Source organism: Methylophaga sp. UBA4204 (assembly GCF_002379485.1).
Taxonomy (GTDB): domain Bacteria; phylum Pseudomonadota; class Gammaproteobacteria; order Nitrosococcales; family Methylophagaceae; genus Methylophaga.
Window position 1 is genome coordinate 72229 of sequence record NZ_DFTU01000109.1, and the last position, 9791, is coordinate 82019.

Consider the following 9791-nt stretch of genomic DNA (forward strand, 5'->3'; position numbering starts at 1 on the left):
AGCGACAAACAGCAGATTGAGGCATTTGACTTATTAACCGCCAAAGCGGATGAACTAAAAAAACACTCCTCCGAGCAACCGGATGTATTAATCTGGCGGGGAATTATTTATGCCAGTTATGCCGGTATTAAAGGCGGCCTTGGTGCATTATCCATGGCAAAAACAGCCAAAGCGGATCTGGAAAAAGCCATTGAAATTGATGATCAGGCATTGAATGGTTCAGCCTATACTACATTAGGGACACTGTATTATAAGGTCCCAGGTTGGCCATTGGGGTTCGGTGATAAGGCTACCGCAGAAAAGCTATTAAAAAATGCATTGAGATTAAATCCACAAGGCATTGATAGTAATTATTTTTATGCTTTGTTTTTAGTAGATAAAAAACAATATAAAAAAGCGGAGTCTTATCTGTTATTCGCGAAAAAGGCGGCACCCAGAGCAGATAGACCACTGGCTGATAAAGGCCGTTTAATGGAAATTGATAAGGCATTGGCAGAAGTCAACAAACATATGAATAACCAAACGCATGCAAATACTGTTAATTGAAGATGATCTGTCATTGGCGCAAGGTCTTATGCGGTCGCTGCGGCATGACCGGTTTACGGTAAATCATTTAAGTCTTGGTCGTCAGGCGATTAACAGCATCAAAACTACACCGCCTGATATGGTAATTCTGGATCTGGGACTGCCCGATATGGATGGCACCGACGTGCTGGCAGAGATCCGAAAGCACAATGCTACAGTACCTATATTAGTATTAACGGCTCGTGGCAGTATTAATGATCGCGTCATCGGACTGGATGCCGGTGCCGACGATTATCTGGCTAAACCGTTTGATATTGATGAACTGCTGGCCAGATTAAGAGTGTTCGAACGCCGATTGAGCAGTCAGCAACACGCTGCATTACAAATCGGTTCCGTCAGTCTGGACAGCAAAGCCATGCAGTTAAAAGTGGATGATGCGTTGGTGGAATTACCGCGACGTGAATTTATGTTGCTGAAAATCTTAATGGAGAATGTTGGTCGTGTACAGACCCGGGATAGTCTGGAATCAAAGCTGTACAGCTGGGGTGAAGAGGTCGGCAGTAATGCCATCGAAGTACATGTTCATCATTTACGTAAAAAACTTCCAGAAGGCTTTATTAAAACCATCCGCGGCGTAGGGTATCAAATCAGTAATCCATGAAATCAATCCGACTGTATCTCCTGCTGATATTAGTAGCTACTCTGGTACTGGTGATGTTTGTGTCGTTACTGAAAGGGTATCAGTCCAGTATTGAAACGGCACAACAATTGTTTGATGAACGTTTAATCAACACCGCTGAACTGATTGCCTCCGCTCACATTGGTCAAAATACAGTCGATTCGACGCAAAGTCCCACCAGTGATTATCTGTTTTTTCAAATCTGGGATGCCAACGGCCAATTATTAACTCGCTCTAAAACTGCTCCCCATATTGCGCTAAGTCAATTTGAACAAGGATTTTATGACGTCAATTTCAAAGGCTTTCGCTGGCATAACTATGTACATCCTGATCTGCAATTTGAACGATGGATTATCGTCGGAGAACGCAGTGATGTTCGCAGTTCTATGGCGGAAGATATTGTTTTAGCCACCATATTACCGGCGTTTTTCGGCATCGTAGTGGCAGCCATAGTAATCTGGTGGTTAATTGGTACCGGGTTAAAGCCCTTGAAAACGCTTTCTGCGCAACTTTCCAGCAAACAGGCTGATGATTTAAGACCGATTGAATTGGCCCCATTGCCCATTGAAATGAGTCAGTTGGTGAAAATTATTAACCAACTATTCTGGCGTCTTGACCAAAGTTTTCAACGTGAACAGCGTTTTGCGGCTGATGCGGCACATGAATTACGTACCCCTATCAGTGCCTTGCAGATACATTTACATAATCTTCGACAAACCTACGGGGATAACACAGAAGATTGGCAACTCATGCAGGCTGCTGTTGACCGGATGGGCCATCTGGTCAACCAGATCCTGATGCTGTATCGGACAGCGCCTGAGCAAATTGCAGCGAAAGCCGAAGCCATTGATCTGTACAAATTGGCCAGCGAGGTTATTGCACGAGATTATCAACAGTTTGAGAAGCGTCAGCAATATATTGAATTGATTGGTGAATCTGCTCAGGTGTATGGTCATTTATTTGCCCTGGAAACACTGTTACAGAACCTGCTAAACAATGCCAACAAATATGCACCGTCAAAGGGGCATATTGTCATTCATGTTCATCCCACTGAGAAAGGTGTGCGATTAACCGTTGAGGATGATGGTCCCGGTATTCCGCCAGACCAGTATGAGCGTATTTTTGACCGGTTTTATCGATACCAGAACGAAAACAGTGATCTCCAATTACCCGGATGTGGTCTAGGTCTCGCTATCGTTCAACATATTATTGAAATGCATCATGCTGAGATCAAACTGACCAAATCAGCATTTGAAACAGGCCTTAAGGTCATTATAGATTTTCCTGCAGTGATGAATAAATGATGAAGTATTTTTTTATATGCATGGCTATCCTATTGATTCCAATAAAGAGTTACGCTGCGCCACCCGTATTTGAAATCCTCATCAAAGATCATCTATTTTATCCGGATGAACTAGTGATTCCCGCTGATACCAAGGTGAAATTACTGGTCAAAAATCAAGATGCTACTCCTGAAGAATTTGAAAGTTATGAGCTTAACCGTGAAAAAGTCATCCCCGGCAATACTCAGGCGATCATTTTTGTCGGCCCATTAAAGCCAGGGACGTATCCATTTTTTGGTGAGTTTTTTCCTAAAACGGCCCAAGGCAGAATAATTGTCAAAGAGAGCGGTAAATAATCATGTTGCTGAATAGCGTTATTCTGGTGTTACGTGAAGTACTGGAAGCCGCCATGGTCGTAAGCCTGTTCATGGCATTTACCACTGTGAGTCAGCAAGCACGTAGCTTTCTGCTCAAGGCAATTCTGCTGGGATTGATTGCCGGTGGCGCTTATGCGTATTTTTTACCCGAGATATCAAACTGGCTGGAGGGCGTTGGTCAGGAAATAACCAATACCATTATTCATATAGGTATTTATGTATTTCTGATGGGGTTTTTATGGCTTATTTCCAGAGATATTGTCCTCCCCAATCGGCTGGTAAAAGGCATGATGATGGCAGCCATTATCCTGGCAATTAGTCGGGAAAGTGCCGAAATCATGTTATATATTTCCGGCTTTCGCAGTGATCATTTTTTGCTGCAATCCGTCGTGTCAGGCAGTTTAATTGGCTTAAGCATCGGGGTTAGCTGCGGTATTTTTTTATATCACCTGATGATTGCTTTAAAACCTGCAGCCGCAGCCAAATTCATCTGCGTGCTGGTTGTGATTGTAGGGAGCAGCATGATGTCTCAGGCCACTCAGTTTCTTATTCAAGCAGATTGGTTAGCCTCAACAGAACCCGTCTGGGACAGCTCTCATATTATCAGTGAACACTCGTTACCCGGTCAGTTACTTTATGCATTGATGGCGTATGAAGCGACGCCTACCTGGAGTCAGATAATAATTTATCTGACAAGCTTGTTACTCATGTTGATCGTGATTCTTTCGGGACGATTTTCAAGGGCTATTTCGCATGTTTAATTTTCAACGCCTCAGTTTTTTATTTTTTATTGTTACGCTCCCGGCGCTCAGTCATGCCGATGGTAATCCGGTCGATAAAGTCTATGCGCCTTATGTACAGCCATTGGAGCGTGAAATTGAATGGAGAATGACCGATTCAGATGGGCAGCAGTTTCAACGATTAGGGGTGGGCAAAAGTCTTACCGACCGACTGTTTATTGAAGGCTATTTGATCGGTGAAGATAATCAAAATAATGATTTTCGCTTACAGGCATATGAAATCGAAGCGCTTTGGCAACTGACCGAGCAAGGTGAATACGGTATTGACTGGGGGCTTATAACCGAACTTGAACGACAACGTGATGATAATAACTGGGAAGCAGCTGCAGGATTAATCGCTTTGAAAGAGTGGGGGAGATGGGTTGCAACCAGCAATTTTTGGCTTAAATATGAATGGGGCGAATCGCAGGAAAGTGAATTTGAAACCGCTTTATCGTTACAAACCCGTTATCGACTTTCTCGCTATTTTGAGCCGGCGGTTGAATTTTATGCTGGCGAAGATACTCGTGCATTAGGTCCAGTGTTTTTGGGCGATATCAGTCTTTCTCCCGGTAAAAAACTGCATTGGGAAATTGGCGTTCTGACCGGCTTGTCTGCCAAAACCGCCGATACCAACTGGCGTGCATTATTGGAATATGAGTTTTAACGCTGTTGCATTTGTGAAATGCATTCCTCAAGCGTTTTGTTTTTAAAATCATCAATAGCTTGCTGCTTACCTTCATTAGTTTCAGCAACCGGTTGTTGATAGGCACTCAGAAGCAAGCCCCGCGTAACATTACCCATGGCGTTTTCCATTGCCTCGTGAATCGGTGTATTCATTTGTCGAAATAGCATATATGAGCCGGCTTTGCTGGCCCATTCCTCACAAACTTGTGCCTGCTCAGCCTGAACGGCAATGGCATTTGTCAGCAAAAAGCCACCAAAGAAGAAACTCAACACGATTTGTTTCATTTATAAAATCCTAAATTTTTATACGATAACTTTACTGATAGCGAGATGAAGATTTTGTCAAAGGATTGAGCGAACAACTTTTTTGATGATTTAGGTTATTGTGAATTGGCTTAGAGTCACGCCATGATGCTCTGTAGAATTCATAAGACAATAAAGTGATCGCGATGAAAAATAAATTTCTGGAAAGTGGCGAAGCAGGCTATCACCCACTGAAAAAATTTCGCACCATTATTAAAGGACTGCGTTATGCAGTATTAAGTGACTTCAGTGTACTTTACAAAGTAGTTGTCTCAGTCATCGTTGTACTGGTTTCGTTGTGGTTTCACAAATGGGTGGATGCCGCATTAATCATTATGGCAACTGGCTTTGCCCTGAGTGCAGAATTGTTTAATACTGCCATTGAAGCCATGTGTGATTTCGTGGAAGAACGTCATAACCATAAAATCGGCATCATTAAAGATATCGCTGCTGCAGCTGCCGGTGTGGCGATATTTGTTTGGGCTGTAGTGATTCTTTCCAGCTTTCTGGGCGTTTGGCAACGCTTGGTTTGAGTAAGCCAATTCAAAAAGTGGAGAGCAATGATTTGCTCTCCATGCATTTGTCAGATATCGCTATGAGGACCAAAAACTTCGTAATGAATTCGATCTGCAGCCACGTTTAAATCCAACAATTGTTGTTTGATGAAGCGCATAAATCCAACGGGCCCACAAATATAAAAGTGACCATCTGTCAGGGGCAGCTCAAATTGCAGGCGGTCTAATTGCATCAGACCATTTAGCGCCTGATTATCATCAGCATCATCCTGCTTATACCAATAGTAATAATGCAGCTTATCCAGCTGATTTGCCGCGTTTTTAAGCTGATCGGCATAAGTGTGCTGATTCTTATTTTCACAGGCATGCAAAAACCAGGTTGGTTGCTCGGTTTGATTCTCCAACAGGGTTCCAAGCATCGCCATCATCGGTGTGATACCGACACCGGCAGATATCAGCACCGTCGGTTTGTCTAAATGTGCCAAATAGAAATCCCCAGTGGGTGGCATTAACTCAACATGATCACCAACCTGCACTGTGTCGTGCAAATGATTGGAAACCAAACCTGCTCTTGGCTGGGTTTCACGTTTGACACTAATCCGGTAACTTTCGCCATTGAATTTATCAGAAATAGAATACTGACGGATTTCAATATTTTCTGCCTGCTCAGGTTTTACTTTAACGGCCAGATATTGACCGGGTTGGTAATTGGCAATTTCACCACCATCAACCGGAACAAAGGTAAAGCTGGTAACCAGTTCTGATTCCGGTTTTTTATCTTTCACTTTAAATAAACGTGAACCGGTCCAGCCGCCGCTTTTGTTTTGGTATTCGCTATAGATATCCTGTTCTCGACCAATTAACACTTTGGCTAATAGTCCATAAGCCTGCACCCAGGCGTCGGCTACTTCATCGGTAAATTCTTCTGGCGCCATTTCTCTCAACGTTTCAATCAAATGATGACCGACAATCTGATATTGATCAGGCTGAATATCAAAACTGACATGTTTATGGGCCACTCTTTCGACCAGTTCACCTAAAGCGCCCAGATCATCAATATGCTTGGCGTACATTGCTACGGCGCTGAACAAGGCAAACTGCTGTCTTCCGGTTGCCTGATTAGCAAGGTTAAAAATATCTTTTAATTCAGGATTGTGACTGAACATGCGTTTGTAAAAATGGTCTGTGACCTCAACCCCGGCATTTTCCAGCAATGGCAGGGTACTTTTTACGATTTCAATGGTTCTGTTATCTAACATAAATAACCTCTTAACTAATTCAAACAACGGATTCTTTTTAGAGGTTGCAGAGGTTGTGCCATTTATAAAAAAGCATATAAATCAATTAAATACATAAATACTCATCAGTAGATGTGTCATATTGACATGGAAAAAACGTGTCTTTTTGACTTTTTAGTGATAGATTGACCTTAATTGAATAATTGAGTTGGCTATGCAAGATTTTGATTCAACATTATTACTTGAAGTCGCGCTGGATCTGGCGAACAGTATTAATAACGATGATCGTTTTGATCGCCTGTTGGCATCCATTCGCAAAGCCATTAAATGCGATGCCGTTGCATTATTGGGCTTGCATGAAAACCTGCTAACGCCTTTGGCCATTCAAGGCTTGTCCTCCGAAGTATTGGGTCGACGTTTTTATCTAACTGAGCACCCGAGACTTGAGCAGCTATGCAATGCCACTAAACCACTTATTTTCCCCGATAACTGTGATTTACCCGATCCCTATGATGGTTTGCTATTAGCCAGAACCGGCGATCTTCCGGTGCATTCTTGTATGGGGTTGCCATTGTATTCTGACCAAAAAGTCATTGGTCTGGTCACCATCGACAGTCTGCAGTCTGGGAGTTTTAATGCAATCAGTCCCAAAACGCTGGAACTGATAGCCGCATTGTCTGCAGCAACATTGAAAACTGCATTGCAATTTAAAAAGCTCGAAATCAGTGCCCAGCATGCTCAGCAACTTGTGCAGGAACTGACTCAGGAAGCCTTGTTAAAAGATGGGGGAGAACTGATTGGGCAAAGTACTGCCATGCAGACGTTGAAAAACGAAATCCAGCTGGTCGCCGGTTCGGATTATACCGTGCTGATAACCGGTGAAACCGGCGTGGGAAAAGAGCTGGTTGCACGCACTGTGCATCAATTGTCATTGCGAAAAGATAAACCCTTAGTTCATATCAACTGTGCGTCTTTGCCGGAAACATTGGCTGAGGCCGAATTATTTGGTCATACCAAAGGCGCATTTACCGGAGCCGATCGTGAAAGAGCCGGTAAATTTCAATTAGCCCATGGTGGCACTCTGTTTCTTGATGAAATCGGAGAGTTGCCGTTAGCTGTACAAAGTAAGCTGTTACGGGTATTACAAAGTGGTGAAATACAACCGGTGGGTAAAGATAATGTCGAACAGGTTAATGTTCGTGTTATTGCTGCGACCAACCGGAATCTTGAAGAAGAGGTTAGCGAGGGACGTTTCAGAGCCGATCTCTATCACCGTTTGTCGGTCTATCCAATCAAGGTTCCACCATTAAAAGATAGAGATCAGGATGTTTTATTACTGGCAGGTTACTTTCTGGAAAAAACCAGTCGTAAATTAGGTATCAGGCAATTACGTCTCGCTCAGGATGCTGAACTGGCATTAAGAAGCTATCACTGGCCGGGCAATGTTCGTGAACTTGAACATGTGATCAGCCGTGCTTCGTTAAAAGCCAAGGCAAAACCGACAACGACCGGTATTATTTCATTAAATAGAGCGTTTCTTGAGTTGCCAGCAAGAACTATTGCTGAGAATTCAGTTGCAAAAACGGCTGAAATTAAACCTATGCTATCCCTCGACATGGATCTCAAAACCGCTACCAATGAATTTCAAAAACATTGTATTTTAACGGCCGTTACACAAGCTGATGGAAACTGGAGTGAAGCGGCCCGATCACTGAAAATCGATCGGGCCAATTTGGTCAGAATGGCAAAACGCCTAGGCATTTCGATTAAAAAATCTGTTGTAAATCATTAATTAAGTTATGCGCTTAATGAAGCCATATCAATCACAAAACGATAACGGACATCGGATTTTTCCATACGATCAAATGCCTCATTAATCTCATCCATTTTGATCATTTCGCATTCCGGCAAGATGTTCATACGTCCACAAAAATCCAGCATTTCCTGCGTTTCAGCAATCCCGCCAATTAACGAGCCTGCAATCCTACGTCGTCCGAAAATCATAGGTGCCGTATTTGGCCCTTCAACCGGGCCGATCTGCCCAACCAATACCAGTGTGGCATCATTATCCAGCAATGGAATGTAGGGATTCAGATCATGATTGACTGGAACGGTATCGATAATTAAATCAAAGCTCGAACCTGCGCCTTCCATCGCTGCCTCGTCTTTAGAGACCAGGAAAGCATGGGCACCAAGATCCATGGCATCTTGTTCTTTTTTCGGTGATGTACTGATAACTGTTACGTGAGCACCTAAACCCACCGCCAGTTTAATTGCCATATGACCCAAACCGCCCATACCGACAACACCTACGCGGCTACCTGGACCGACGTTCCATTCTCTGAGTGGTGAATACGTGGTAATACCGGCACAAAGGAGTGGGGCGGCAAGTGCCAAATCCAGATTTTCCGGGATACGTAATACAAACTCTTCACGCACTACCAGATGTTTGGAATAACCACCATGAGTTATATCACCGGTGATTCTATCGGGAGAGCCATAGGTCAAGGTAAATCCATTACGGCAGTATTGCTCATGGTCATTATGGCATTCATCACAATCCTGACAGCTATCCACCATACAACCCACCGCAACGTTTTCACCTGGTTTGAATTTGGTCACCGCAGATCCCACTTCGATTACTCGGCCAACGATTTCATGGCCAGGAACCACAGGATAGGTCGAGCTCCCCCAATCATTTCGCGCCACATGCAAATCAGAATGACAGACACCGCAATACAAAATTTCCAAGGCAATGTCATTGGCACGTAATGTACGTCTTTCAAAAGATAACGGTGCTAGGGGAGAATCAGAAGATTGAGCTGCATAACCGATAGTTTTCATAAGAGATTCCTAGTTATAGTTAAACAAGTTGAGGGGAGGTTTACACGAGATGCTATTTAGATAAATAGGATATTCATTAAAATATTTCAGATGGTATTAACAGAACATTAACCTCAATCAAATAAACGAATAAGGCGGACATCATAGAGAATGTCATCAGGAATATAAGTCTAGAGATTAATGCCAAATGTTCGTAATGCAATCAGCATAAAGTAATAACAAATAACGGTGGCACTGATGGCAATCAAAAGGCTCCAGTAAAAATTTACGCCCATGTTCAGCAAAATAGGCAAGGTGATAAACAAAGCCAAAGAGGGAAGAACCAACCAGAAAATATTGGATGCCAAGATACTGATTTTTGTTACATCACCCGTTTCTTGATACAACCAAATGATAGCAATAACTGAAATCAAAGGTACTGAGGCCATAATGGCACCAAAGACGGAACTTCGTTTAGCTAGTTCAGAAATTACGACAATAACAACAGCGCTAACGACAACTTTAGTTATGTAGTACCACATAGGTCACCTGCATTAGTGAGCCTGTCCTGATTTCTGTGTA

The 9791-nt window shown here is 43.1% G+C and carries 12 protein-coding genes; 8 read left to right on the top strand and 4 right to left on the bottom strand.

Annotation, left to right across the window (positions count from 1 at the left end):
• From B3182_RS16240 to B3182_RS16265, 6 genes are all read left to right on the top strand, one after another.
• A partial coding sequence (locus tag B3182_RS16240; protein ID WP_292753529.1) for a tetratricopeptide repeat protein occupies positions 1–546 on the top strand: 546 nt, incomplete at its 5' end.
• Positions 527–1186, top strand: coding sequence for a response regulator (locus B3182_RS16245; protein WP_292357130.1), 660 nt, complete (start codon positions 527–529; stop codon positions 1184–1186). The genes B3182_RS16240 and B3182_RS16245, both read left to right, overlap by 20 nt.
• Positions 1183–2508 carry an ATP-binding protein gene (locus B3182_RS16250; RefSeq protein WP_292357129.1) on the top strand — a complete coding sequence of 442 codons (1326 nt, stop codon included), beginning with the start codon at positions 1183–1185 and terminating at the stop codon, positions 2506–2508. Before B3182_RS16245 ends, B3182_RS16250 begins: the two co-directional genes overlap by 4 nt.
• Positions 2505–2843 (top strand): cupredoxin domain-containing protein, encoded by a 339-nt coding sequence (locus B3182_RS16255; RefSeq protein WP_292357127.1) that lies wholly within the window; start codon positions 2505–2507, stop codon positions 2841–2843. The genes B3182_RS16250 and B3182_RS16255 overlap by 4 nt, the downstream gene beginning before the upstream one ends.
• A gap of 2 nt (positions 2844–2845) precedes the next feature.
• Positions 2846–3625 carry an FTR1 family protein gene (locus tag B3182_RS16260; protein ID WP_292357125.1) on the top strand — a complete coding sequence of 260 codons (780 nt, stop codon included), beginning with the start codon at positions 2846–2848 and terminating at the stop codon, positions 3623–3625.
• Complete coding sequence (locus B3182_RS16265) at positions 3618–4310, top strand: hypothetical protein (protein ID WP_292357124.1); 693 nt, start codon at positions 3618–3620, stop codon at positions 4308–4310. The genes B3182_RS16260 and B3182_RS16265 overlap by 8 nt, the downstream gene beginning before the upstream one ends.
• Here B3182_RS16265 and B3182_RS16270 read toward each other — a convergent pair.
• The gene (locus B3182_RS16270) at positions 4307–4615 is read right to left on the bottom strand and encodes a hypothetical protein (protein ID WP_292357121.1); all 309 of its coding nucleotides are present in this window, start codon (positions 4613–4615) and stop codon (positions 4307–4309) included. The two genes, B3182_RS16265 and B3182_RS16270, sit on opposite strands and share 4 nt — an antisense overlap.
• 164 nt (positions 4616–4779) lie before the next feature.
• Between B3182_RS16270 and B3182_RS16275 the strand changes: the two genes are divergently transcribed.
• Positions 4780–5166, top strand: coding sequence for a diacylglycerol kinase (locus B3182_RS16275; protein ID WP_292357119.1), 387 nt, complete (start codon positions 4780–4782; stop codon positions 5164–5166).
• Between the two features lie 50 nt (positions 5167–5216).
• Here B3182_RS16275 and hmpA read toward each other — a convergent pair whose 3' ends face one another.
• The gene (hmpA, locus tag B3182_RS16280) at positions 5217–6434 is read right to left on the bottom strand and encodes an NO-inducible flavohemoprotein (protein ID WP_292357117.1); all 1218 of its coding nucleotides are present in this window, start codon (positions 6432–6434) and stop codon (positions 5217–5219) included.
• A gap of 166 nt (positions 6435–6600) precedes the next feature.
• Here hmpA and norR point away from each other — a divergent pair, with 166 nt between their 5' ends.
• Positions 6601–8178 carry a nitric oxide reductase transcriptional regulator NorR gene (gene norR, locus B3182_RS16285; RefSeq protein WP_292753532.1) on the top strand — a complete coding sequence of 526 codons (1578 nt, stop codon included), beginning with the start codon at positions 6601–6603 and terminating at the stop codon, positions 8176–8178.
• Positions 8179–8183: 5 nt separating this feature from the next.
• On the opposite strand, the gene B3182_RS16290 is transcribed toward norR, so the two are convergent.
• Together B3182_RS16290 and B3182_RS16295 are read right to left on the bottom strand one after the other, a co-directional pair.
• A complete protein-coding gene (locus B3182_RS16290) occupies positions 8184–9230 on the bottom strand; it encodes an NAD(P)-dependent alcohol dehydrogenase (RefSeq protein WP_292357114.1) in 1047 nt (348 codons plus the stop codon).
• A gap of 170 nt (positions 9231–9400) precedes the next feature.
• Positions 9401–9751, bottom strand: coding sequence for a DUF3147 family protein (locus B3182_RS16295; protein WP_292357112.1), 351 nt, complete (start codon positions 9749–9751; stop codon positions 9401–9403).
• Positions 9752–9791 lie beyond the last annotated feature (40 nt).

Coding starts and splice junctions, on each gene's coding strand:
- B3182_RS16245 (WP_292357130.1), top strand. CDS start 527: ATGCAAATACTGTTAATTGAAGATGATCTGTCATTGGCGCAAGGTCTT.
- B3182_RS16295 (WP_292357112.1), bottom strand. CDS start 9,751: ATGTGGTACTACATAACTAAAGTTGTCGTTAGCGCTGTTGTTATTGTC.
- B3182_RS16270 (WP_292357121.1), bottom strand. CDS start 4,615: ATGAAACAAATCGTGTTGAGTTTCTTCTTTGGTGGCTTTTTGCTGACA.
- B3182_RS16255 (WP_292357127.1), top strand. CDS start 2,505: ATGATGAAGTATTTTTTTATATGCATGGCTATCCTATTGATTCCAATA.
- B3182_RS16250 (WP_292357129.1), top strand. CDS start 1,183: ATGAAATCAATCCGACTGTATCTCCTGCTGATATTAGTAGCTACTCTG.
- norR (WP_292753532.1), top strand. CDS start 6,601: ATGCAAGATTTTGATTCAACATTATTACTTGAAGTCGCGCTGGATCTG.
- B3182_RS16275 (WP_292357119.1), top strand. CDS start 4,780: ATGAAAAATAAATTTCTGGAAAGTGGCGAAGCAGGCTATCACCCACTG.
- B3182_RS16265 (WP_292357124.1), top strand. CDS start 3,618: ATGTTTAATTTTCAACGCCTCAGTTTTTTATTTTTTATTGTTACGCTC.
- B3182_RS16290 (WP_292357114.1), bottom strand. CDS start 9,230: ATGAAAACTATCGGTTATGCAGCTCAATCTTCTGATTCTCCCCTAGCA.
- B3182_RS16260 (WP_292357125.1), top strand. CDS start 2,846: ATGTTGCTGAATAGCGTTATTCTGGTGTTACGTGAAGTACTGGAAGCC.